Annotated in this window: 19 protein-coding genes; 6 read left to right on the top strand and 13 right to left on the bottom strand. The window is 63.9% G+C overall.

What is annotated here, in order from left to right:
• Positions 1-70: 70 nt before the first annotated feature.
• Positions 71-1,117, bottom strand: a complete 1,047-nt coding sequence (locus U0C82_RS14545; RefSeq protein WP_322187912.1) for a glutamine synthetase beta-grasp domain-containing protein — start codon at positions 1,115-1,117, stop codon at positions 71-73.
• Positions 1,118-1,506: 389 nt separating this feature from the next.
• On the opposite strand from U0C82_RS14545, the gene U0C82_RS14540 reads away from it, so the two are divergent.
• From U0C82_RS14540 to U0C82_RS14525, 4 genes are all read left to right on the top strand, one after another.
• A complete protein-coding gene (locus U0C82_RS14540) occupies positions 1,507-1,707 on the top strand; it encodes a DUF2735 domain-containing protein (protein WP_322187910.1) in 201 nt (66 codons plus the stop codon).
• Between the two features lie 303 nt (positions 1,708-2,010).
• Entirely contained in the window at positions 2,011-4,035 is a 2,025-nt protein-coding gene (gene parE, locus U0C82_RS14535; RefSeq protein WP_322187908.1) for a DNA topoisomerase IV subunit B, read from the top strand.
• Between the two features lie 106 nt (positions 4,036-4,141).
• A complete protein-coding gene (locus U0C82_RS14530; RefSeq protein ID WP_322187906.1) occupies positions 4,142-4,771 on the top strand; it encodes a hypothetical protein in 630 nt (209 codons plus the stop codon).
• Between the two features lie 207 nt (positions 4,772-4,978).
• On the top strand, positions 4,979-6,523 hold the full coding sequence (locus U0C82_RS14525; protein ID WP_322187904.1) for a DEAD/DEAH box helicase: 1,545 nt from the start codon (positions 4,979-4,981) through the stop codon (positions 6,521-6,523).
• Positions 6,524-6,978: 455 nt separating this feature from the next.
• Here the strand turns inward: U0C82_RS14525 and hflX are convergent, their stop codons facing one another.
• The 8 genes from hflX to dusB all read right to left on the bottom strand — a co-directional run bounded on the left by hflX (position 6,979) and on the right by dusB (position 17,754).
• Entirely contained in the window at positions 6,979-8,358 is a 1,380-nt protein-coding gene (gene hflX / locus U0C82_RS14520; RefSeq protein WP_416186693.1) for a GTPase HflX, read from the bottom strand.
• Positions 8,359-8,601, bottom strand: coding sequence for an RNA chaperone Hfq (gene hfq / locus U0C82_RS14515; protein ID WP_322187902.1), 243 nt, complete (start codon positions 8,599-8,601; stop codon positions 8,359-8,361). It lies immediately after the preceding gene.
• A gap of 248 nt (positions 8,602-8,849) precedes the next feature.
• Entirely contained in the window at positions 8,850-10,226 is a 1,377-nt protein-coding gene (gene trkA, locus U0C82_RS14510; protein ID WP_322187900.1) for a Trk system potassium transporter TrkA, read from the bottom strand.
• Positions 10,227-10,311: 85 nt separating this feature from the next.
• On the bottom strand, positions 10,312-11,676 hold the full coding sequence (gene ntrX / locus U0C82_RS14505; RefSeq protein WP_322187898.1) for a nitrogen assimilation response regulator NtrX: 1,365 nt from the start codon (positions 11,674-11,676) through the stop codon (positions 10,312-10,314).
• Between the two features lie 23 nt (positions 11,677-11,699).
• Positions 11,700-13,901, bottom strand: coding sequence for a sensor histidine kinase NtrY-like (locus U0C82_RS14500; protein WP_322187896.1), 2,202 nt, complete (start codon positions 13,899-13,901; stop codon positions 11,700-11,702).
• A gap of 178 nt (positions 13,902-14,079) precedes the next feature.
• Positions 14,080-15,525 carry a nitrogen regulation protein NR(I) gene (ntrC, locus tag U0C82_RS14495; RefSeq protein ID WP_322187894.1) on the bottom strand — a complete coding sequence of 482 codons (1,446 nt, stop codon included), beginning with the start codon at positions 15,523-15,525 and terminating at the stop codon, positions 14,080-14,082.
• Between the two features lie 4 nt (positions 15,526-15,529).
• Positions 15,530-16,699: a two-component system sensor histidine kinase NtrB gene (locus tag U0C82_RS14490; RefSeq protein ID WP_416186692.1), complete on the bottom strand. Its 1,170-nt coding sequence runs from the start codon at positions 16,697-16,699 to the stop codon at positions 15,530-15,532.
• A gap of 2 nt (positions 16,700-16,701) precedes the next feature.
• On the bottom strand, positions 16,702-17,754 hold the full coding sequence (gene dusB, locus U0C82_RS14485; RefSeq protein WP_322187893.1) for a tRNA dihydrouridine synthase DusB: 1,053 nt from the start codon (positions 17,752-17,754) through the stop codon (positions 16,702-16,704).
• A gap of 213 nt (positions 17,755-17,967) precedes the next feature.
• On the opposite strand from dusB, the gene U0C82_RS14480 reads away from it, so the two are divergent.
• Both U0C82_RS14480 and U0C82_RS14475 read left to right on the top strand, forming a co-directional pair.
• On the top strand, positions 17,968-19,173 hold the full coding sequence (locus U0C82_RS14480; protein ID WP_322187891.1) for a bifunctional 2-C-methyl-D-erythritol 4-phosphate cytidylyltransferase/2-C-methyl-D-erythritol 2,4-cyclodiphosphate synthase: 1,206 nt from the start codon (positions 17,968-17,970) through the stop codon (positions 19,171-19,173).
• Positions 19,173-19,667: a CinA family protein gene (locus U0C82_RS14475; RefSeq protein WP_322187889.1), complete on the top strand. Its 495-nt coding sequence runs from the start codon at positions 19,173-19,175 to the stop codon at positions 19,665-19,667. The genes U0C82_RS14480 and U0C82_RS14475 overlap by 1 nt, the downstream gene beginning before the upstream one ends.
• A gap of 27 nt (positions 19,668-19,694) precedes the next feature.
• Here the strand turns inward: U0C82_RS14475 and U0C82_RS14470 are convergent, their stop codons facing one another.
• The 4 genes from U0C82_RS14470 to lpdA form a co-directional block, all read right to left on the bottom strand.
• Positions 19,695-20,153 carry a type II toxin-antitoxin system RatA family toxin gene (locus U0C82_RS14470; RefSeq protein WP_322187888.1) on the bottom strand — a complete coding sequence of 153 codons (459 nt, stop codon included), beginning with the start codon at positions 20,151-20,153 and terminating at the stop codon, positions 19,695-19,697.
• Between the two features lie 9 nt (positions 20,154-20,162).
• Complete coding sequence (gene lipA / locus U0C82_RS14465) at positions 20,163-21,137, bottom strand: lipoyl synthase (protein WP_322187886.1); 975 nt, start codon at positions 21,135-21,137, stop codon at positions 20,163-20,165.
• Positions 21,138-21,189: 52 nt separating this feature from the next.
• Positions 21,190-21,438, bottom strand: coding sequence for a GlsB/YeaQ/YmgE family stress response membrane protein (locus U0C82_RS14460; RefSeq protein WP_322187884.1), 249 nt, complete (start codon positions 21,436-21,438; stop codon positions 21,190-21,192).
• Between the two features lie 100 nt (positions 21,439-21,538).
• Positions 21,539-22,993, bottom strand: coding sequence for a dihydrolipoyl dehydrogenase (gene lpdA / locus U0C82_RS14455; RefSeq protein ID WP_322187883.1), 1,455 nt, complete (start codon positions 22,991-22,993; stop codon positions 21,539-21,541).
• Positions 22,994-23,022 lie beyond the last annotated feature (29 nt).

The following is a 23,022-nucleotide window of genomic DNA, read 5'->3' as shown; positions in this document are numbered from 1 at the left end:
CGCAAAAGGCCGGGCACCCGATCGTGCCCGGCCTTTTCGCTAAACTCGAAGCGCGCGGTGAAGCGCCTGATCAAGCAGCTGCGGAGATGCCGCCTTCTTCCGCGCCCTCGACCTCGGCCACGGTCTTCAGGATCACCGATGCGATCTGGTACGGGTCGCCCTGGGAGTTCGGGCGGCGATCCTCCAGATAGCCTTTGTAGCCGTTGTTCACGAAGGAATGGGGAACGCGGATGGAGGCGCCGCGATCGGCAACGCCCCAGGAGAACTGATCGATCGCCTGGGTCTCGTGCAGGCCGGTCAGGCGCATGTGGTTGTCGGGACCGTAGACGGCGATATGCTCGTCGACGTTCTTCTCGAATGCAGCCATCAGCTTGAGGAAATAGTCCTTGCCGCCGGTCTCGCGCATGTAGCGCGTCGAGAAGTTGGCATGCATGCCGGAGCCGTTCCAGTCGGTCGCGCCGAGCGGCTTGCAGTGATATTCGATCACGATGCCGTACTGCTCGGTGAGGCGCTGCAGCAGATAGCGCGCGATCCAGATCTCGTCGGCGGCGCGCTTGGAGCCCTTGCCGAAGATCTGGAATTCCCACTGACCCTTCGCCACTTCGGCGTTGATGCCTTCATGGTTGAGGCCGGCCTCGAGGCAGAGATCGAGATGGGCTTCGGTGATCTCGCGCGCGATATCTCCGACATTTTCGTAGCCGACGCCCGTATAGTACTTGCCCTGGGGCTCGGGATAGCCGCTCTCGGGAAAGCCCAGCGGACGGCCGTCCTTGTAGAAGAAATATTCCTGCTCGAAACCGAACCAGCAGCCCTCGTCATCGACGATGGTCGCACGTTTGTTCGACGGATGAGGCGTTACGCCGTCCGGCATCATGACTTCGCACAAAACCAGGGCGCCATTGGTCCGAGCCGGATCGGGATAGACCGAGACGGGCTTCAGGACGCAGTCCGAGCTCGAGCCTTCGGCCTGTTTCGTCGAGGAGCCGTCGAACCCCCAGAGCGGAAGCTCTTCGAGCTTCGGAAACTCGTCGAAGCTCTTGATCTGGGTCTTGCCGCGCAGGTTCGGCACCGGGGTGTAGCCGTCCAGCCAGATATATTCGAGCCTGTACTTCGTCATTTGCATACTCCTGAGAGGGTCTTTCGAAAGAAAGGCTAGCCCATGGACCTTCGTGCCTTCCGCCTCGGCCAAACAGATGCAAAAGCCGTGCCAAGATCGGGCGCGACCGGTCTCGGGCAATGGCACGACCGCTTCGATTTTGTGCAGCGCGATAGGCAAGCGCCGGAACAATAGGCATTCCCACTGTCTGCACGCCTTTTACGCCGCAGATCACATCTTGTTGATAGAGGTGATATTGCCGGTCTCGACACGCCATCTTCCGCGCGAAGCGATCGCATTTGCTTTATTTTCGTGCATAATGGTCACGCAGTAGGCAATACGCGCTCGTCGCGACGCAGCGGCTTCCCGGCGGAATCCACCTGCCATCGCAACATGAAAGGAGCAGGCAAATGGCTACCGGCACGCACACACGCGCAGGCACCAGCGCCACGATCTTCCAGTTTCCAGTGGGTGGGCGCGCGGGGACCGTCGTTCCGCTGGATACGAGAGACGCGCTTCGAGGCATGATGTCCCAGACGACGGCCCGCAACCTCGACTGGCGCGCATTCTATCATGCCGAGGCGATCGAGGACGAACGCAAGGGTTCATGACACGGGCCTGATCGCCCTGGCGAAAGCCGCGCTCAAGGCGCATGATGATGCGCCCGTCGAAGCTGCTTTGGGCGTTGATCCGCCCCGGCATCGGTCGCCGCCCTTGCGGATGGGGACGAATGCCGTGGATAGTTCGGTTCGGCGGCATGCCATCCTGCGCCTGTCGCACGGACTTCGCTTGAAGAACATTTCGTGAAAGTGTAGCGTCGGCACCATGGTCGATACGCGCTTTCACAACTGGTCCGGAACCCATTCTGCATCCTGCGGCGCGACGACGCCGCAGCCTGGCATGGGGCGACCGGCATGAGCGACGATCTCTTTTCCGGAAACGCCGCGCGCAAGCTGCCCTCCACCCGCACCGCAAATCCGCGCAAGCCGAAGAGCGAGGGCTTCGACCCGAACGCCGATTATACCGCCGCGGACATCGAGGTTCTCGAGGGCCTCGAGCCGGTGCGCCGCCGACCCGGCATGTATGTGGGCGGGACGGATGCCAAGGCGCTCCATCATCTCTTCGCCGAGGTGATCGACAATTCGATGGACGAGGCGACGGCCGGCCATGCCAACTTCATCGAAGTCTCGCTGGACACCAACGGCTTCTGCACGGTCAGCGACAATGGTCGCGGCATCCCGATCGACCCGCACCCGCGATTCAAGGACAAGTCGGCGCTCGAAGTCATCCTGACGACGCTGCACGCCGGCGGAAAATTCGATTCGAAGGTCTACGAGACCTCCGGCGGTCTCCACGGGGTCGGCGTTTCGGTCGTCAACGCGCTGTCGGAAAAGCTGGAGGTCGAGGTCGCGCGCAACCGCAAGCTCTACCGTCAGGACTATGCACGGGGCCATGCGGTCACCCGGCTGGAGGAGGTCGGCGAAACGCAGAACCGGCGCGGCACGCGAATCCGCTTCCGCCCGGACCCGCAGATTTTCGGCGAGCACGCGACGTTCGATCCGGCGCGGGTCTACCGGATGGCGCGTTCGAAGGCCTATCTGTTCGGCGGCGTCGAAATCCGCTGGCAGTGCGATCCCAAGCTGTTGCCGGCCGACAGCGAGATCCCGGCCAGGGACACCTTCCATTTTCCCGGCGGCCTGAAGGACTATCTCGACACCTCGATCGGCAAGGACCGCATCACCTCGCAGATTTTCGCCGGACGCACCGAGAAGGTGTCCGGGCATGGCGCGGTGGAATGGGCGGTCGCATGGACGCCCGACGACGGGTCGATCCGATCCTATTGCAATACGATTCCAACGCCGGAAGGCGGCACTCACGAGACCGGCCTGAGGGCGGTGCTGTTGCGCGGATTGAAGGCCTTTGCCGAACTGTCGGGCAACAAGCGCGCCTCCGTCGTGACCGGCGACGACGTGATGTCGACGGCGTCCGGCATGCTGTCCGTCTTCATTCGGGAACCGGAATTCGTCGGCCAGACCAAGGACCGGCTCGCCACGTCCGAAGCGCAACGGATCGTCGAGCAGTCGATCCGCGATTCGTTCGAGATCTGGCTCGCATCCTCGCCGCAGGACGCCGCGCGCCTCATCGAATGGGTGCTCGACCGGGCCGACGAACGTCTTCGTCGACGCCAGGAAAAGGAAGTCAGCCGCAAGAGCGCGACGCGCAAGCTTCGCCTTCCCGGCAAGCTCGCGGACTGCTCGCAGACCGGCGCAGCGGGCGCCGAGATCTTCATCGTCGAAGGTGATTCCGCAGGCGGCTCGGCCAAGCAGGCGCGTGACCGCAAGACGCAGGCGATCCTGCCATTGCGCGGCAAGATTCTCAACGTGGCGAGCGCGGGACGGGAAAAACTGGGCGCGAACCAGCAATTGTCCGACCTGATCCAGGCGCTCGGGTGTGGAACCGACGCGAAATATCGCGATGCCGATCTGCGTTACGAGCGCGTGATCATCATGACCGATGCCGACGTCGACGGCGCGCACATCGCCTCGCTGCTGATCACCTTCTTCTACCGCGAAATGCCCGAGTTGGTGCGCAGCGGGCACCTCTATCTCGCCGTTCCGCCGCTCTACAAGCTGACGCAGGGCGGGAAGACGGCGTACGCCCGGGATGACCGGGACCGGGAACGGCTGATCGCGAAGGACTTCAAGGGCAAAGGCAAGGTGGAGATCTCCCGCTTCAAGGGGCTGGGCGAAATGCTGCCGTCCCAGTTGAAGGAAACCACCATGGACCCGCGCAAGCGCACCCTTCTCCAGGTGGTCATGGACGAAGCGCCCGAGGCTGGAACATCGGGGGCCGTCGAGGCCTTGATGGGCAACAAGGCCGATCTGCGCTTCCGGTTCATCCAGGAGCGCTCGGCGTTCGCGGACGATCTCGACATCTGACGGCATCCGGAACAGGCAAGGGGTCGAACCGCCGGCCGCGAGCCTTAGATGAGGGTTCGAGCTGCAGGCCCATGCCTGATCATCCATACGCGCCAGAAGGTCTCCCATGCGATACGTTTCAGCGACATTTCTTCTCGTTTCCGCGGCCTCGATGCTGCCGCTGACCGGATATGCGCAGACACCGGAGCCACCGGCGTCGCAGACCGCGCCCGCGGACGCGTCCGGGCAGCAGGCGCCCGCCGGGGCGCCTGCGACCACCCCCGATATAAATTCGGACACGCCCACGGCAGAGGCCGGCGAAAGCGCAGAGGCAGCGGCGACGAGCCCGTCTCCAGTGACCGTCGGCGCGGACGGGGTGTCGGCCATCGTCGGCACGCTCTCGCCGCTGATCGAGGACGTCCAGGTCGTCGGGCCGTGGACCGAGGGCGACAGGACCGGCGTCTGGCGCGCGGTGATGGCTCGGGACCCCGCCGATCCGGCCAAATCCCATTTCTTCATCCAGCAGATCGCGCCTTCGCCGAGCGGGGCTGAGATCGCGCGTTCGGTGCGCGTCGAGGAAGTCGCCGCATTGGGCGGAGCGGTCGTCGGCTATTCCGCCGATCAGCCGACGGAGGGGCAGGAAAACTCACTGACGCTCTTCTTCGAGATCGTCCCGAGCGACGGCGAGATCTCCGAGACCTACGAGCTGAATGTGCAGACGGACGGTTCCTACGCGTTCGGCACCGCGACGAACTAGCGTGCGCACGATCCGGCCGGGCCCGATGGTCGCAGCGCGTCAAACCATGGGACCGCATGGATTGCGGTCTTCGACGTGGCATCTCTAAAAAGCACGTTCCACCCGCCCTATATGGAGGATGGCGGTTGACTCCAACAAGGGCACGCTCTATCGCGCGCACATGGGCGGACCGCCGTCCCCATATTACGAAACGAGAGTATTGTCGATTTGACCACCTTTTCCGAACTCGGCTTGAGTGCCAAAGTCCTGGCTGCCGTTGAGGCGACGGGCTACACCGAGCCGACGCCGATCCAGGCCGAAGCCATTCCGCATGCGCTGCAGCGCCGGGATGTTCTGGGGATCGCGCAGACGGGAACGGGCAAGACGGCGTCCTTCGTACTTCCGATGCTGACGATGCTCGAAAAGGGCCGCGCTCGCGCGAGGATGCCGCGCACGCTGATCATCGAGCCGACGCGCGAACTGGCCGCGCAGGTGGCCGAGAGCTTCACGCGCTACGGTCACGACCAGAAGATCAACATCGCCCTTCTCATCGGCGGCATGTCGTTCGACGAGCAGGACCGCAAGCTCGATCGGGGCTGCGACGTGCTGATCGCGACGCCGGGCCGACTGCTCGACCATTTCGAGCGTGGCAAGCTTCTCCTCACGGGCGTCGAGGTTCTCGTCATCGACGAGGCGGATCGCATGCTCGACATGGGGTTCATCCCGGACATTGAACGGATCTGCAAGCAGCTTCCGTTCACGCGCCAGACGCTGTTCTTCTCGGCGACGATGCCGCCCGAGATCACCAAGCTGACCGAACAGTTCCTGCAGAACCCGGTGCGGGTCGAAGTCGCCAAGCCGGCGTCCGCCGCGCTCACGGTCGAGCAGCGGCTCGTTGCGGCCGGTTCGAAGGACTTCGAGAAGCGCGACCGTCTTCGGGAACTCCTCCGGGCCAATCCGGACGTCAGCAATGCGATCATCTTCTGCAATCGCAAGCGCGACGTGGCGACCTTGTTCCGGTCGCTCGAGAAGCACGGCTTTTCCGCCGGCGCGCTTCATGGCGACATGGACCAGCGCGCGCGTATGACCATGCTGCACAATTTCCGCGAGAACAAGCTGCAGCTACTCGTCGCCTCGGACGTGGCGGCCCGCGGTCTGGACATTCCCGCCGTCAGCCATGTCTTCAATTTCGACGTGCCGATCCACGCCGAGGATTATGTCCACCGCATCGGCCGCACGGGTCGCGCGGGACGTTCCGGCAAGGCCTTCACGCTGGTGACCAAGCCGGAGGTCAAGAACCTCGAGGCGATCAAGAAGCTGATCGGAACGGATATCGAGTGGCTGGACGGCGATCTGTCGACGCTGAAGGTCAGCGAAGGGGGCGGTGAGGACGACGAACGCCGCCCACGCGCACGCAACAGCTCCACCCGCAGCAGCGGGCGTGTCCGCAAGAGCAGAGCGCGTGGCGAAGGCGAGAACGAGACCGTCGAGCAGCCACAGGCCGAAGCGATCTCCAAACCTTCGGAAGAGCCAAAGACACCCGACATCCAGCCAGAAGACGAGACGATTTTGGACGCAGTTGCAAACCACGACGCCGACGCACCGGCGCAGCCGAAAAGCCGTGCGCAATCCAGCGCCCGGTCCCGCCCGGCGGCGCGCGGACGCAATGCGCCACCGGCAGCGGCCCGCGGACGCACACCGCGCGAGGAGGCCGGTCCGGTCGGTTTCGGCGACGATATTCCGGCCTTCATGCTGATCGCGACCGGTTCCTGAACCGCCTCCTGAAGGGAAAGCTTCAGGCAGCGGCCGACATTGAGAAGCCCTCGTCCGCAGAACGGACGAGGGCTTTTTTCGTGTGTGGCGGCTGGTCCGGTGCCGGGCCGTTGCGGAAGGTCGCAAAACCTCCGCGCGAAGGCTTGCCGACCGTGCGGATCGAAGATGCCGTAAGGAAGCATCGCGCGTCCACAGTCTCGGGCGACATATCAGCATCGCACGAGACTGTCGGTTTATTGCCTGGCGTGCCGGATCGACCGAAAAACCGGTTTCCACTTTTTCGCCTGGCCCCCTATTCGCACGCACGATGCCCCCGCCGGGTTTCAGAATTCACGCATCGGGCTTTCGGTCGATAAAGCGATCCCGATTTTCGCCCCGATGCACCGGCGTTTAGCGATGGGTCGAAGCTCGACCCGAACGGCGAGAGCGCCAACGGCCGTTCTGCGCCGGGCGTCCTATCCGAGCCGGATGCCCGTGCCGGACGCCTTCAAGCGGTTGAGCTCGGTGATTCCCTGTTGCGTCATCTGCAATTGCAGATGGACGGACCCGTTCTCCAGATCTTGGCGCTCCAGCACCGACGCATTCTGGTAGATCCAGGACAGATGGCTCATGCCACCGGAATCCAGTGTCACGTCGATCTCCGCGACCCGGCCCGCGATACGGCGTTCGATGTCCACCAGCAGCGCGTCGATGCCGTCCCCCGTATGGGCGGAGACGAGATGGGGCGCGTTGATGCCGCTCATGTTCGAGGCGAGCGTGCCGATGCGTTCCCGCTCGGATGCGTCGAGAAGATCGATCTTGTTCCAGATCTCGACCACATGCTCGGAATCGTCGGCATCGATCTTCAGGTCGCGCAGGATCTGCCGGACATCGTCTGCCTGGGCCAGCGTGTCGGGATCTGCGACGTCGCGAACGTGCAGGATGATGTCGGCCTCGATGACCTCTTCCAGCGTCGCCCGGAACGCCGCCACCAGATGGGTCGGAAGCTCCGAAATGAAGCCCACCGTATCGGAGAACAGGATCTCCGTCCCGTGCGACAGCGTCGTGCGGCGAAGCGTCGGATCCAGCGTTGCGAACAGCAGGTCCTTGGCGAAAACATCCGCCCCCGTCATCCGGTTGAACAGGGTCGACTTGCCGGCATTCGTGTAGCCGACGAGCGCCACGATCGGATGCGGCCGCTTCTGCCGCTTGGCGCGGTGCAGCTGGCGTGTCCGGCGCACTTGGTCAAGTTCCGCCTCCAGGCCCTTGATCTTGGACTGAAGCTGCCGGCGGTCGGCCTCGATCTGCGTTTCACCCGGACCGCCCAGGAAACCCGCACCGCCGCGCTGGCGTTCCAGATGGGTCCAGCTGCGCACGAGGCGTCCACGCTGATAGTTGAGATGGGCGAGTTCGACCTGGAGCCGGCCTTCCTTCGTCCGCGCACGCTCGCCGAAGATTTCGAGGATCAACGCGGTCCTGTCGAGCACCTTCGCGTTGAGCTCCTTCTCCAGATTGCGCTGCTGCACCGGCGTCAGCGGATGATCGAAGATCACCAGGGCGATCTCGCCGGCGGCGATGATGCCCTTCAGCTCTTCCACCTTGCCCGGACCGATCAGGGTCGCGGGGCGACGCTCGCGCTGGGTGATGACCGCGCTGTCGATGATTTCGAGATTGATGGCGGCCGCAAGTCCGACCGCCTCCTCGAGCTTGGCGTCGGGGGACCGGCGGACCTCGGTTTTCGAAGCCGCTTCGGCACGTGTCATCGTCTTGAAGATCGGAACATAAACGGCGGTCCTCGTCGGCTCCGCCTTGTGCTCGATCGGGCCGCTCGGGCCCTTCTCATGAAATTCTGCCAATCAGGCCTTCCCGTCATCGCCATCGTAAAGTGCAACCGGCTGTGCCGGCATGATGGTGGATATAGCGTGCTTGTAGACGAGTTGCGAATGGCCGTCGCGCCGCAGCAGGACACAGAAATTGTCGAAGGACGTCACCACACCCGTCAGCTTCACGCCATTGACCAGAAAAATCGTGAGGGAAATCTTTTGTTTGCGAACGGTATTGAGAAACAGGTCCTGCAGGTTCTGCGTGCGTTCAGCCATGGCGTTCGGCGCCTTCCTTCTTGTTATCGTTATTGAAGAGCCAGAGGGCTCCAGGCGTTGCACCACAGTACACCGAGATGAGAAAGGATCAATCCACCCCGCCTTGTCGGGACGCGATCGGGTGATGGAAGCGTGCGGGAAATCCGCCGGTTTCAAGACCGGAAATGCCGGAACCGAAATCGAGATTGCCACACTCCGAGGCGCGAAGTGCGCCCGCAGCCGAGGGAATGCTCCGCCCGCATCTGCGATCAGAAGAATTCGAGACTTACCCGGAACATCTGCTCGACATGGCGCACCGCCCCGGCCTTGGCGAAGATCACGACCCTGTCCTTGGCCCGGATCTTCGTCGCGCCGGTCGGCTTGATGAAGGTCCCGGCACGATAGATCGATCCGATACGCAAATTCTCGGGCAGATCCAGTTCCTTCAAGGGGACGCCGACGATCGGCGAGGTTTCGAGGGCTTCGGCTTCGATCGCTTCCGCAAGCCCGTTCTGGATCGAATGCACGGCGCGGATACGGCCGCGGCGCACATGCTGCAGCACGCGGGAAATCGTCACCGACTTCGGATTGATGAAGGCGTCGATCTCGAGCGGCCGGGTCAGGCCCTGGAAGGCCGAATCGTTCAGGAGCGCGAGATTGCCGTGACATCCCAGCCGCTTGCCCATCACGCTCGCCAACACGTTGACCTTGTCGTCATTGGTCAGCGAAACGATGAGGTCGCTCTCCTCGATATCGGCCTCCCGCAAAAGGTTCTGGTCGAGCCCCGATCCGTGCAGCACGATCGTGCGCTTGAGCTGGTCGGCAATGGCGACGGCCCTGTCGCGGTTCGCCTCGATGACGCGCATCTTGGCCCGAAGATTGCGTCGCTCCATCTCGCGGGCGACGTAAAGACCGATATTACCGCCACCGACGATCACGATCCGCGTCGCTTCCGGTTCGACATGGCCGAACAGGCCGAGGGTGCGCTTTACCTGCGCCCGCTCGACCACCGCATAGGCGACGTCGCCGGCGACCATCTGGTCGTTCGATCCCGGAATGAAGAGATTGTTGCCACGCAGGATGCCGACGACCGTGGCGTTCAGGTCCGGAAAGAGATCCGTCAGCTGGCCGAGCGGCGTGTTCACCACCGGACAATCCTCCCGGCATTCGATCGCGATCATGGCGGTCGAATTGTCGGCGAAGCGCACCGCGTCCATCGCTCCGGGCAAAGCGATGCGCCGCAGCACCATTTCGCCGACTTCGATCTCCGGGGAGATGATCACGTCGATCGGCATGTTGTCGGTGGAGAACAGATCCTGCCAGTGGGACTGCAGATAGCTCTGGGCACGCACGCGGGCGAGCTTCGTCGGAATGTTGAACAGCGAATGGGCGACCTGGCAGGCGACCATGTTGACCTCGTCGTGCAGCGTCACGGCGATGATCATGTCGGCCTGCTCGGCGCCCGCCTCGGCAAGCACGTCCGGATGGGCGCCATGCCCCACGAAGCCGCGTGCGTCGAGATTGTCGCGGATCGCCTGAACCAGCGTCGGCGAGGTGTCGATCACCGACACGTCGTTGCGCTCGGACGCGAGGCGTTCGGCGATACCGTAGCCCACCTGCCCTGCCCCACAAATCACGACCCGCATCGGCGACGCCCCTCAAACTCGAACTGAACAAGGCTTTATCGCGGCCTTGGATAAAGCGCAAAGGTCGAAGGGCCGAGGGCCGCGTTCAGATGCCGAGCGATTTCAGTTTCCGGTGAAGTGCCGAGCGCTCCATGCCGACGAACTCGGCGGTTCGCGAGATGTTGCCGCCGAACCGCGAGATCTGTGCGACGAGATATTCCTTCTCGAACACCTCGCGGGCGTCGCGCAGCGGCAGGGCCAGGATCTGTCCGTTCGACTGGCTCGGCGTCTGGGGCAGCATGTCGCCGACCTCCGACGGCAGCATGTCGGCCGAGATCATCGCGTCGTCGTCGCCATCGCGCGACAGGATCATCAGGCGCTCGATATTGTTGCGCAACTGGCGAATGTTTCCCGGCCATTCGGACGATTGCAGAACGGCGAGAGCCTCAGGGCTGAGCTGCTTCGGCCTGATGCCGGTCTGTTCGGCGATCTGCTTCATGAAGGCCTCGATCAGCATCGGAATATCCTGGCGCCGCTGCGACAAAGGCGGCACGCTGATCGGCACGACGGCCAGGCGATGATAGAGGTCCTCGCGGAACTGACCTTCGGCGATCGAGGACTCCAGATTCTGCGCCGTCGATGAAATGATGCGGACGTCCACCTTCACCTTCTTGGTGCCGTCGACGCGCTCGAACGACTGCTCGGTCAGAACGCGCAGGATCTTGTTCTGGGTTTCCCGGGGCATGTCGGCGATTTCGTCGAGATAGAGCGTTCCGCGGTGGGCCTGCTCCAGGGCACCGATCTTGCGCTCCACGCCGGGCGGCGTCTCGTTGCCGAACAGCTCGATCTCCATGCGATCGGGCGTGATGGCGGCCGCGTTCAGCGCGATGAACGGCCCCTGCGCCCGCAAGGACGAGCCGTGGATCGCCCGCGCCACCATCTCCTTGCCCGAGCCGGACGCGCCCAGGATCATGATGCGGCTGTTGGTCGGCGCCACCCGTTCGATGACGGTTCTGAGCTGGTTCATCGGCTGGGACTTGCCGAGGAGTTCGGTGAAGTCGCTCGACTTGCGCCGGAGTTCGACGACTTCCCGCTTCAGCTTGGAGTTTTCGAGCGCGCGCTCGGCGATGAGCACGAGCCGGTCGGCCTTGAAGGGCTTTTCGATGTAGTCGTAGGCGCCGCGCCGGATGGCGGAGACAGCGGTCTCGATATTGCCATGTCCTGAAATCATCACCACGGGCACTTCCGGATGCTGCGCCTTGATCATGTCGAGGAGGTCGAGCCCGTCGATCCGGCTTCCCTGAAGCCAGATATCGAGGAAGATCAGTTGCGGCGCGCGGTCGGCGATCGACTGAAGCGCGAGATCGGCATTGCCGGCCGTGCGCGTCTCGTGCCCCTCGTCCTCCAGAAGGCCCGCGACCAGTTCCCGAATGTCCGCTTCGTCGTCGACGATCAGAATGTCCGATGCCATAGCGTTTGTCGTCCCTCTAAGCGTTATTCTTGAACTGCATGTGTTTCACCTGCCGGCAGCGTGACGCGAACCATCGCGCCGGGCGCTCCGTCGGGCGCGTCTTCGAGCGTGATCGTGCCGCCATGTTCCTCGATGATCTTGCGGACGATCGCGAGACCCAGCCCGGTGCCCTTCTCGCGCGTCGTCATATAGGGCTCGAGCAGGCGATCACGATCCTCGCGCGGAAATCCCAATCCATTGTCGATGATCGCGATCTCGTGGGTCCGCGGCGTGGAACGCGCGCGAATCATTACCTTGCCGTTGGTTATACCAGCCCCTTCAAGGGCTTCCACGGCGTTCTTAACGAGATTTCCCAACGCCTGGCCGAGCAGCCGCGTGTCGTAGAAGCCCTTCAGCGGACGGTCCGGGACGTCCTTCTCGAACATCACGCCATGATCGCCCATTTCGCGCGCGAAGATGGCTTCCTTGATGACGTCGCGCAGATCGGTCGGCTCCATCCGGGGCTTGGGCATGCGGGCGAAGTTCGAGAACTCGTCGACCATCCGGCCGATGTCCGCCACCTGGCGCACGATCGTATCGACGCAGCGATCGAACACTTCGCGATCGTCCTCGACCCGCTTGCCGTAACGCCGCCGGATGCGCTCGGCCGAAAGCTGGATCGGCGTCAGCGGATTCTTGATCTCATGCGCGATCCGGCGCGCCACGTCGGCCCAGGCCGAGGAACGCTGCGCATCGACCAGATCGGTGATGTCGTCGATGGTGACGACGCTCGCCTGGCCTTCGTTGCTGCGTTCGGCACTGGTGATGCGCACCGCGAGCGTGCGCTCGCGCTCGCGGATCTTCAGCTTGATCTCTTCCTGATATTCCGAGCGATGCGAGGTCCGGGCCGCATCGTGGATCTCGGCGAAGGCCGGAAAGGCCTGCCGCAGCGGCTCGCCGACGAGGGTCCGCGATTCCGTCGCCAGGATCCGCTCGGCCGACGGATTGACCATCGAAATGCGGCGGTCCGGCGAGACGCCGATGACGCCGACGGTGACGCCGGACAGGACCGCCTCGATGAACCGCCTGCGCTCGTCGATCGTGTCCCGCGCATTGACCAGTTCGGACCGCTGGCTCTGAAGCTGGCGCGTCATGTTGTTGAAGGTGGACGACAGGGAGCCGACGTCGCCGTCCGATGCCAGGACCGGAACCGAGACCGAAAGATTGCCGCGCGACACTTCGTCGGCTGCGGCCATCAGGAGCCGGATTGGCCGCACGAGCCGGTCGGCGACGCCGATGCCGGTCCAGATCGCCGACAGAAGGACGATCAGCGCGATCCCGAGATAGAGCAGCGCGAACGCCACCTGCAGCCCGAAGCGGTTCTCCTGCAGGCTCTGATATTCGGCCGAACGCTCTTCCATCAGGCGCAGGGCTGACAGCACCTGCGGATCGACCGCGCGCACCGTGTAGAGAAAGGCGCCAGGCACCTGACGCAGTCTGATGATCGCCCCGACGAGGTTCGTCACGCCTGGCGGAATGAACACGAGATTGCCGTCGATCGCCTGCTGCATCGCATCGTCGGGCGGGACCGGAAGCGGCTGCTCGGTCTCGACGTCGGCCGTCAGGAACGGCGTCTTGTCCTGCCGGATCAGTTGCGCGCCGAGGAGGGAGCGCCCCCGCGCCTGCTCTGTCATGAAGTTCTCGAAACCGCTCGGATCGAGGTCGAACAGCCGGCGCTGCTGATCGAGATCGTAGGCCATGGAGAGCGTCGAGCCCTGCAGGTTGCGGGCGTTCTCGTTCACATAGGCGCGAGCCACATTGATCGAGGAATCGACGATGGCGCGCGTGCGCACCTCGAACCAGCGATCGAGGCCGAGATCGAGGGTAATCGAGGCGACGATCGCCACGAGAATCGCCGGGATCGCCGCGACGATCGAAAACAGGATGACGATCCGCACATGCAGGCGCGAAGCGGCGCGTCCCTGGCGCCGCGCACGGAACATGCGCGCGACCTCCCGCCAGATCAGCGTGGCCAGAAGCAGCACGAACAGGCCGTTCACGATCGTCGCGACGGTGACGACCGTGTCGGTGGGCGCGATCGGCGTCAGCCCCATGAGAACGACGAACGAGATCGCGCCGCAGATCATCGCGCCGCAGACCGCGAGCAAACCCGGGACGAGCATGAACCGGCGCCGTTCCATGAGGAACGGGACGTTGGTCGCCGTATCGATGGGTTCGCTGGTCATAAGTTGCTGGTACCTCTCGTTGAACGTAGAGATACGGAATGTGTCAAAAATGCAACTTATTTTTTCTTACCCTAAGGCAACCGAGACAATTGCCTTTCGTTTCGGGGTCCGGAACCCGGTTGTCGGCGGAAACCCGCGCCCGCATCCGAAGAATTCAGGCGGGGCCGTCCGCGAACGCCTAGCGAATCGACCGAACGATCGAGATGTCGAGATCGCGGATCTTCTTGCGCAAGGTATTCCGGTTGAGGCCCAGAAGGTCCGCGGCCTTCACCTGGTTTCCGCGGGTGGCGGCCAGCGCCGCCGCGATCAACGGGTACTCCACCTCCCTGAGGATGCGCGCGTGAAGGCCCGCCGGCGGAAGCGTATCGCCGAACGAGGCGAAATAGTCGGCGAGATACCGTTCGGTTGCATGGCTGAGGTCGACGGGTGCGCTGCCGTCATCGTCGCCGGGGCCGAACTGGGAGGCATCGTTCGCCAGTTCGTTCTCGACAAGCTCGGAGGTGATCTCGTCCTGCGGGTAAAGAGCGCACAGCCGGCGCACGAGGTTCTCGAGCTCTCTGACATTGCCCGGCCAGCTATAGTGACGCATCACGTCGAGCGCGCCGTTGGTCAGGCTCTTTCGCGGCAGCCCTTCCCTGGCCGCGAGCGCAAAGAAATGCTGCGCGAGATCCGGCAGATCGTCGAGACGCTCGCGAAGCGGCGGCAGGCGGAGCGGAACGACGTTGAGCCGGTAGAACAGGTCCTCGCGGAACAGGCCGCGCGTGATCAGAAGCCGCAGATCCTTGTTCGTCGCCGCGACGATGCGCACGTCGGCGGTGATGGGGGTCCGCCCGCCGACCGTCGTATATTCGCCCTGCTGCAGAACGCGCAGGAGGCGGGTCTGTGCCTCCATGGGCATGTCGCCGATCTCGTCGAGGAAGAGCGTTCCGCCCTCGGCCTGCTCGAACCGTCCGGTCGAGCGCGACTGCGCGCCGGTGAAGGCCCCCTTCTCATGACCGAAGAGTTCCGATTCGATCAGTTCCCTCGGGATCGCGGCCATGTTGATCGCGACGAACGGCCCCTTCTTGCGCCGGCCGTAATCGTGCAGCGCGCGCGCGACGAGTTCCTTGCCCGTGCCCGATTCGCCCGTGATGGTGACGGTCAGGTCGGTCTGCATCATGCGCGCGAGCGCCCGATAGATGTCCTGCATGGCTGGCGAGCGGCCGACGAGAGGCATGGTCTCGCCATCCTCGTCGTGCGCCATGCGCTTTCCGTCATTCTTGGGCTCGGCGAGCGCGCGGCGCACCACGCCGACGAGCTCGTTCAGATCGAAGGGCTTGGGCACATAGTCGTAGGCGCCCTTTTCGGAGGCCTTCACGGCCGTCATGAAGGTGTTCTGCGCGCTCATGACGATGATCGGGAGATCCGGCCGCGAGTTCTTCATCTTCGGCATGGAATCGAAGACGTTCCCGTCCGGCATCAGAACGTCGGTCACGACGAGATCGCCCTCGCCACTGGTGACCCAGCGCCAAAGCGTGGCGATGTTGGATGTCGCCCGGACTTCGAAACCCGCCCGCATCATGGCCTGCGAGACCACGGTGCGGATCGCGGCATCGTCGTCGGCGATGAGAATCTGTTGGACCATCGCTTTATTCCCGTTCCGCCGAGTCCGGCTCGTGCCCTGTTATGGTGTCGGATGTTGGTGCCGGCTCCAGATCGGCGCGCAGCTTCTTCCACGTCGGCATCAGGACGCGGAAGATCGTATGGCCGGGCTGCGACTCGCACTCGATCACGCCGCCATGGTCGCCGATGATCTTGGCGACGAGGGCAAGCCCGAGACCCGAGCCCGAGGCCTTGGTCGTCACGAACGGATCGAAGATGTTCTGGCGGATATCGTCCGGCACGCCCGGCCCGTTGTCCTCGACGGTGAATTCCATGGGCAGGGACACGCGATCGCTGGTGCCCGGGATCGTCAGCCGCACGCCGGGCCGGAACGAGGTCGTCAGCCGGATCTCCGGTTTCTCGGTCCGTGCGACCGCCTCGGCCGCGTTCTTGATCAGGTTGAGGAACACCTGAACCAGCTGGTCGCGGTTGGCGAACACCGGAGGCAAGGAGGGGTCGTAGAGTTCGGTGATCGGAATGTCGCGCGCCACGCCGTTGACCGCGATCCTCTTCACATATTCGAGCACCGAATGGATGTTGACGGCGGAGCGTTCGATCGGGCGCTGGTCGGAGAACACTTCCATCCGGTCGACGAGCTTGACGATCCGGTCGCTTTCTTCCTGGATGATCCGGGTGAGGACCCGATCCTCGTCCGATGCGGAACTCGCCAGCAGTTGCGCCGCACCCTTGATGCCGGAAATCGGGTTGCGGATCTCGTGGGCGAGCATCGCGGCAAGGCCCGTGACGGTGCGCGCGGCGGACCGATGCGTCAGTTGCCGGTCCATCTTCTCGGCGATCGACCGGAGCTGGATGATCACCACGACGCGATTGGGAAGCTCGGGAATCGTCGAGACGTAAAGATCGACCACCCGCTCCTGGCCGAGACGCGGCGAGGACAGGTCGACCCTGTATTCGCTGAACCGGGCCTGCTCGTCCACCGCCTTCTGGATCAGCGAGAACAGCGGGCTGTCGCCCGGCACGAAATCCTGCAACCGGCGCTTCGCCAGATAGGTCTGACTTGCGGAAAAGAACTGCTCCGCGTCGGAGTTGGCATAGTGGAAGGCGCCACGATCGTCGCAGACGATGACGGGATGGGGCAAGGCTCCCAGAATACGCAACGCGTCGGGATCGGCCTTTCGATGGGTCGAATTGCTCACGATCAGGCCGCCTTCGGACAGGTGTGGAGACGCGCGGCCTTGCCGAATTCGAGGTCCGCGAGGGATGTGCCGGAAAAGATCGCCCGCAACAGGCCGAGGACGCGGTGGGGATCGCGCTCCGTCATCAACGCGCCTCTTCGGGCCGGCTCGATCGGACCATCGGCAAGGGCATGACGATCGAGATACCAGCCGATATGCTTGCGTGCGTGGCGTAGCCCGGTGCGCTCGCCGTAATGGGACAGCATCGCCTCGTAATGCTCGCAGATGAAATCTCCGGCATCAATGGCTGCGAGGCGCGCACGGGTGGTCGCTCCGGAAAGCAGCCCCGGAAGCCACATCCGGCCCTGCATGCCGCGCCCGATCATGATCGCATCGGCGCCGCTCGCGGCCAGAATCTGCGGAACCTGCGCGGCCGACACCACGTCACCGTTCGCGACCACCGGGACCGACACAGCAGCTTTCACGTCGCCGATCGCCGGCCAGTCGGCACGCCCTTCGTAGAAATCCTCGCGCGTCCTGCCATGCACGGTCAGCATGACGACACCGGCCGCCTGCGCCTTCGCCGCGATCTCGGCCGCGTTGATCGAGGTGCGGCTCCACCCCAGACGCATCTTGAGCGATACCGGCACGGAGCCTGCGCCGCGAACGGTCGCCTCGACAATGCGAAGCGCCAGCTCGGGCTCGCGCATCAGGGCCGAACCGGACAGGCCGCCGACGACCTTCTTGGCCGGGCAGCCCATATTGATGTCGATGAGATCGACACCGGTGTCCGCGAGCCTTCGTGCCGCCTCCTCCATCCAGGAGGGGTCGCGGCCGGCGAGCTGCACCGTATGAATGCCCGGTCCGTCGCGCAGCGAACGCAGCCTGCCTTCGGGCGCGCCCTTCACGAACTCGCCGCTCGCCACCATTTCCGAGACCACGAGACCCGCACCGAACCGGCGGGCCAGCCGACGGAACGGCACGTCGGAAACACCCGAAAGCGGCGCGGCGAAGACGCGGTTCGCAAGCTCGAGTGGCCCGACCCTCAGCCGTTCGTCGATGTCAGCTATCCTCATGTGCAAAGCCCATAAAAGTCGCACGTACCAAAGCTGTCGCGTTTTTCAGCATTATGCTCTCCGTAAGTCGCAAAATTTCAAATGACAACCTTTCTGACGCATCGCAGCCTTGCGAAATGATCATCCGATTGACGAATGCCGCTTTCGACGCCATTCGGGAGACCTGATGCGAGCCTCGCCTTTCCCGTGCGATCCCAGGATGGTGTCCGATCGATGAGCAGAAACGAAGTGGCGGCGATCATCGTCGCGAGCGGACGCGGCGTGCGGGCGGGGGACCATCCCCTGGGTCCGAAGCAGTTTCGCACTGTCGGCGGACAGACCGTTCTGGCCCGGACGGTCGAACTGTTCGCGCATCACGCTTCGGTGTCGCGGGTCGTCCTCGTGACGAACCCGGACGATCGGGGGCGCCTTGCCGAAAGCCTGCCGACCATGGCCGATTTCCCGACGCTGACCCTCGTCGATGGCGGCGCGACGCGGCAGGCCTCCGTGCGCAACGGGCTGCTCGCCCTGAAGCAGAACGGGCCGCAAACGGTCCTCATCCACGATGCGGTGCGCCCTTTCGCGACCCCGAGCCTCATCGACCGCGTGGCGCAAGCCGTCACGCCAGACGCGGGCGCCCTGCCCGTCATCGCCGTCTCCGATACCTTGAAGCGGGGCGATGGCGGGTTCGTCGCCGCGACGATCGACCGGTCCGGCCTCTACGCCGCCCAGACGCCGCAGGGCTTCCCCTATCTGCCCATCCTCGCCGCCCATGAACGGGCCCGACGGGACACGCAAACCGCGTTCACCGACGATGCCTCGATCGCCGAATGGGCCGGACTTGCGGTGCGCCTCGTCGACGGGGAACCGGACAATATCAAGCTGACCAGCGCGCGCGACATCGAGCTGGCCGATGCCAGGCTGAGAGAGAGATCCGCCATGACACACAAGATCGACGTGCGCACCGGCAATGGCTACGATGTCCACCAGCTCGTCGCGGGCGAGCAGGTCACGCTCTGCGGCGTCGAGATCCCGCACGATCAGACGCTGTCGGGCCATTCCGATGCCGATGTCGGCCTCCATGCCTTGACCGATGCGCTGCTGGCAACGTGCGGCGCAGGCGACATCGGCGATCATTTTCCGCCGAGCGATCCGCAATGGCGCGGCGCGCCCTCGCGGATCTTTCTCGAACGTGCCCGCGATATCGTCACCAAGGCCGGGGGCCGAATCATGAATGCCGATATTTCTCTCATCTGCGAAGCGCCGAAGATTGCGCCCTATCGCGATGCAATGCGTCAGGCGATTGCCGATTGCCTTCGGCTCTCGATGGAGCGCGTCTCCGTCAAGGCGACGACGAACGAGACCATCGGCTTCGTCGGACGACGCGAAGGCATCGCGGCCATCGCGACGGCTTCGGTCGCCTACGGAGAGACCGACTGATGGACAGGGCCACATACGATCTCGCCCGGCAGGTGATCGAGGATTTCACGGCCGTCGGTTGGACCATCGCAACGGTCGAATCCTGCACGGGCGGGCTGGTTGCCGGCGCACTGACCGAGATCCCCGGATCGTCCGCGGTCGTCGACCGGGGTTTCGTCACCTATTCGAACCAGGCGAAGATCGATCTCGTCGGCGTCGATCCGCAAACGCTCGCGGATCACGGCGCCGTCTCGGAGCCTGTCGCAAGGCTGATGGCGGAAGGCGGCCGGGCGCGAGCCGGCGTCGACGTGTGCCTGTCGGTGACCGGGGTCGCGGGACCGGGCGGGGGGACGGAGCGAAAGCCCGTCGGCCTCGTCCATTTCGGCTGCGCGTCGGCAGGCGACACAGTCCATCGGGAAGAGCGTTTCGGCGATCTCGACCGGGGGACGATCCGTCGCAAGAGCGTCGAAACCGCGCTTCGGCTTTTGCTTGCCGCCGTGTCCCGCACGTCCTGAAACCTGCGGGTCCTTGCGGCGAGACGGTCAGCCCTGTGGTCTGCCGTAGACCGCGTCGGCCCGGTCTTCGAACGCCTTGGCGAAGCGCCGGAAGGCATAGTCGAACATGGACCCCATAAGCATGCCGAGCGTACGGCTCTTGAACTCGTAATCGATGTAGAAGTGAACGTCGCATTCGGCCTCGCCCACCGGCTCGAACGTCCAGCGATTGTCGAGATAGCGGAACGGCCCATCGACATATTTCACGTCGATCCGACGTTCGTCCGGCTTCAGCATCACCTGGCTCGTGAAGGTCTCCCGGACCATCTTGTAGGCCACGGTCATATCCGCGACGAGCAGGGTCTTTCCGTCCCGCTCACGCTCGGAGCGAACGCTCAGGCTTTTGCAGAGCGGAAGGAACTGCGGATATGCCTCGACGTCGGCGACGAGGCGGAACATCTCGTCGGCGGTATGCGAGACACGGCGTGTCGATTCAAATTGCGGCATCGGACGGCTTCACGCAGCTCTCATCTTGGCCAGACGAGCGGCCTTCAATCGTTCGAAATCCTCGCCGGCATGGTGCGACGAGCGGGTCAGGGGACTTGCCGCGACCATGTGGAAGCCCTTGGCGAACGCGACGGTCTCGAACGATTTGAACTCGTCCGGGGTCACGTAGCGTATGACGGGATGATGCTTCTTGGTCGGCTGCAGATATTGACCGATGGTCAGGAAGTCGACGTCGGCCGATCGCAGGTCGTCCATCAATTGCAGAACCTCGCCGCGCTCCTCGCCGAGGCCGACCATGATGCCGGACTTCGTGAAGATCGTCGGGTCGAGCTCCTTGACCTGCTGCAGAAGCCGGATCGAATGGAAATAGCGCGCACCCGGACGGACGGTCAGATATTTCGACGGCACCGTCTCGAGATTGTGGTTGAAGACGTCGGGCCTGGCCGCGACCACGGCTTCCAGGGCGCCGGGCTTGCGCAGGAAATCCGGCGTCAGGATCTCGATCGACGTGCCCGGCGCCGAAGCCCTGATGGCCCGGATCGTGCGGACGAAATGCTCGGCGCCGCCGTCGGGAAGATCATCGCGGTCGACCGATGTGATGACGACGTGATTGAGACCCATCTTCGCGACGGCCCGGCCGACGCTTTCGGGCTCGCTCTGATCGAGCGGATGGGGCATGCCGGTCGCCACGTTGCAGAACGCGCAGGCGCGTGTGCAGATGCCGCCCATGATCATGAAGGTGGCGTGCTTCTTGTCCCAGCACTCGCCGATATTGGGGCACCCCGCCTCCTCACAGACCGTCACCAACCCGTTCGAGCGGGCGATGTCCCGAGTTTCCTGAAACCCCTTGCCGACGGGCGCGCGCACGCGAATCCAGTCCGGCTTCGGGGGGCTCGCGGCCGCATCCGGCCGATGAGCTTTTTCGGGGTGCCGGAGCCGAGGCTTGACCCCGGCTTCGGAACGATTGTCGAGCACCGTAACCATGATGTGTATCTAAGCTCCGCTCGCGCTCGACGCAATCAGCAGAATGGTCGCGTCAGCGACGGACCAGACGGAAAATGAAGATCAGGAGACATGCACCGACGAAACCGGTGATGAGGTAGGCGAACGAGAACGAAGCACCGGCGCCGGCACCGAGGCCCGTCAACTGCAGGACGAGACTCAGCACGATCGCACCGACGATGCCGAGAATGATGTTCATGAGGAGCCCCATATCGCTCTTCATGACCTTTTCCGCGAGCCAGCCGGCGAGACCGCCGACGACAATAGCTGCAAGCCAACCCATGTTGTGTATCCTCTATGCGTTTGTTGTACCACGACGGCAGATAGGTGAATGTCCGGCGAGGCAAGGCGCTTCCCGCGATTTCCACCGCTCCGTCATGAACTCACTGATGGATCACGCGCCCATAGGCGTCGAGCGAGGCTTCGTGCATCATTTCCGACAATGTCGGGTGCGGGAAACAGGTGTGGAAGAGGTCTTCCTCGGTGGTTTCCAGTCCGATCGCGATGACGAAGCCCTGGATGAGCTCGGTCACCTCCGCACCCACAAGATGGGCGCCGAGCAGCTCGCCGGTCTTGGCGTCGAAGATCGTCTTCACCATTCCCTCGGGCTCTCCGAGGGCGATGGCCTTGCCATTGCCGGTGAAATTGAATCGCCCGACCTTCAATTCGTAACCGGCTTCCTTCGCCTTGGCCTCCGTCAGGCCGACCGAGGCGATCTGCGGCTGACAGTAGGTGCATCCTGGAATCTGGGTCTTGTTCATCGGATGCGGTTCCAGGCCCTTGATCGCCTCGACGCAGATCGTGCCCTCGTGCTCCGCCTTGTGGGCCAGCATCGGCGGCCCCGCCACGTCGCCGATCGCGTAGATGCCCTCGACATTGGTCTTGCCGAGACCATCGGTGCGGACGATCCCGCGCTCGATCTCGACCCCGGCCTCTTCCAGACCCAGACCCTCGATATTGCCCTGGACGCCAACCGCCGAAATCAACCGTTCGGCCTTCAGGGTTTCGGTCTTGCCGCCTTTGGTCTCGACCGTGACCGTGACGCCGTCCCCGTCCTTTTCGACGCTCGCGACCTTGGCGTCGGTCATGATCTTCATGCCCTGCTTCTCGAACTGCTTGCGGGCCAGCTTGGCGATATCGGCGTCTTCCACCGGCAGGATCTGCGGCAGGAGTTCGATCACCGTGACCTCGGCGCCCATGAAGCGATAAAAGCTCGCGAACTCGATGCCGATCGCGCCGGAACCCATGACGATCAGGCTCTTGGGCATCGATTTCGGCTTCATGGCCTCGAAATAGGTCCAGATCCGGTCGCCGTCCGGCTCGATGCCGGGCAGAACGCGCGGACGCGCGCCGGTCGCCACGATGACGTGCTTCGCCTTGTACGTCCCCTCGCCGAGCACGCCCTTCGGCACCGGGTTCTGAGGCTCGACGACCGGCTTCTTCATCTTGCCGACGGTCACCTCCACCGGCGCGCCCTTGCCCGCCTTGGTGATCTTCGCCTCGCCCCAGATGACATCGATCTTGTTCTTCTTCATCAGATAGCCGACACCGCCGTTCAGCTGCGCAGAGACGCCGCGCGAGCGCTTGACGACCGCCTCGATGTCGAAGCTCGGCTTGGGGATCTCGAGACCGTAGTTCTTGCCGTTCTCGGCGTAATGGAAGATCTCGGCCGTCCGCAGCAGCGCCTTGGTGGGAATGCAACCCCAGTTCAGGCAGATGCCACCCAGATGTTCGCGCTCGACGACAGCGGTCTTGAAACCCAGTTGCGCGGCACGGATCGCGGCGACGTAGCCGCCGGGGCCACCGCCGACGATCAGGATATCGTAACTATCAGCCATGGTGGCGTCTCCCGTGTCGTTTTCAGGTC

The sequence above is a fragment of the Fulvimarina uroteuthidis genome (assembly GCF_034321785.1).
Classification (GTDB): Bacteria; Pseudomonadota; Alphaproteobacteria; order Rhizobiales; family Rhizobiaceae; genus Fulvimarina; species Fulvimarina uroteuthidis.
Note: the sequence above shows the minus strand (reverse complement) of the source record. Positions and strands in the feature narration are given on the sequence as shown.

Bases quoted from the DNA above. Each gene is read 5' to 3' on its own strand.
- U0C82_RS14545 (WP_322187912.1), bottom strand. From the start codon at position 1,117: ATGACGAAGTACAGGCTCGAATATATCTGGCTGGACGGCTACACCCCG.
- U0C82_RS14540 (WP_322187910.1), top strand. From the start codon at position 1,507: ATGGCTACCGGCACGCACACACGCGCAGGCACCAGCGCCACGATCTTC.
- parE (WP_322187908.1), top strand. From the start codon at position 2,011: ATGAGCGACGATCTCTTTTCCGGAAACGCCGCGCGCAAGCTGCCCTCC.
- U0C82_RS14530 (WP_322187906.1), top strand. From the start codon at position 4,142: ATGCGATACGTTTCAGCGACATTTCTTCTCGTTTCCGCGGCCTCGATG.
- hfq (WP_322187902.1), bottom strand. From the start codon at position 8,601: ATGGCTGAACGCACGCAGAACCTGCAGGACCTGTTTCTCAATACCGTT.
- trkA (WP_322187900.1), bottom strand. From the start codon at position 10,226: ATGCGGGTCGTGATTTGTGGGGCAGGGCAGGTGGGCTACGGTATCGCC.
- ntrX (WP_322187898.1), bottom strand. From the start codon at position 11,676: ATGGCATCGGACATTCTGATCGTCGACGACGAAGCGGACATTCGGGAA.
- U0C82_RS14500 (WP_322187896.1), bottom strand. From the start codon at position 13,901: ATGACCAGCGAACCCATCGATACGGCGACCAACGTCCCGTTCCTCATG.
- ntrC (WP_322187894.1), bottom strand. From the start codon at position 15,525: ATGGTCCAACAGATTCTCATCGCCGACGACGATGCCGCGATCCGCACC.
- dusB (WP_322187893.1), bottom strand. From the start codon at position 17,754: ATGAGGATAGCTGACATCGACGAACGGCTGAGGGTCGGGCCACTCGAG.
- U0C82_RS14480 (WP_322187891.1), top strand. From the start codon at position 17,968: ATGAGCAGAAACGAAGTGGCGGCGATCATCGTCGCGAGCGGACGCGGC.
- U0C82_RS14475 (WP_322187889.1), top strand. From the start codon at position 19,173: ATGGACAGGGCCACATACGATCTCGCCCGGCAGGTGATCGAGGATTTC.
- U0C82_RS14470 (WP_322187888.1), bottom strand. From the start codon at position 20,153: ATGCCGCAATTTGAATCGACACGCCGTGTCTCGCATACCGCCGACGAG.
- lipA (WP_322187886.1), bottom strand. From the start codon at position 21,137: ATGGTTACGGTGCTCGACAATCGTTCCGAAGCCGGGGTCAAGCCTCGG.
- U0C82_RS14460 (WP_322187884.1), bottom strand. From the start codon at position 21,438: ATGGGTTGGCTTGCAGCTATTGTCGTCGGCGGTCTCGCCGGCTGGCTC.
- lpdA (WP_322187883.1), bottom strand. From the start codon at position 22,993: ATGGCTGATAGTTACGATATCCTGATCGTCGGCGGTGGCCCCGGCGGC.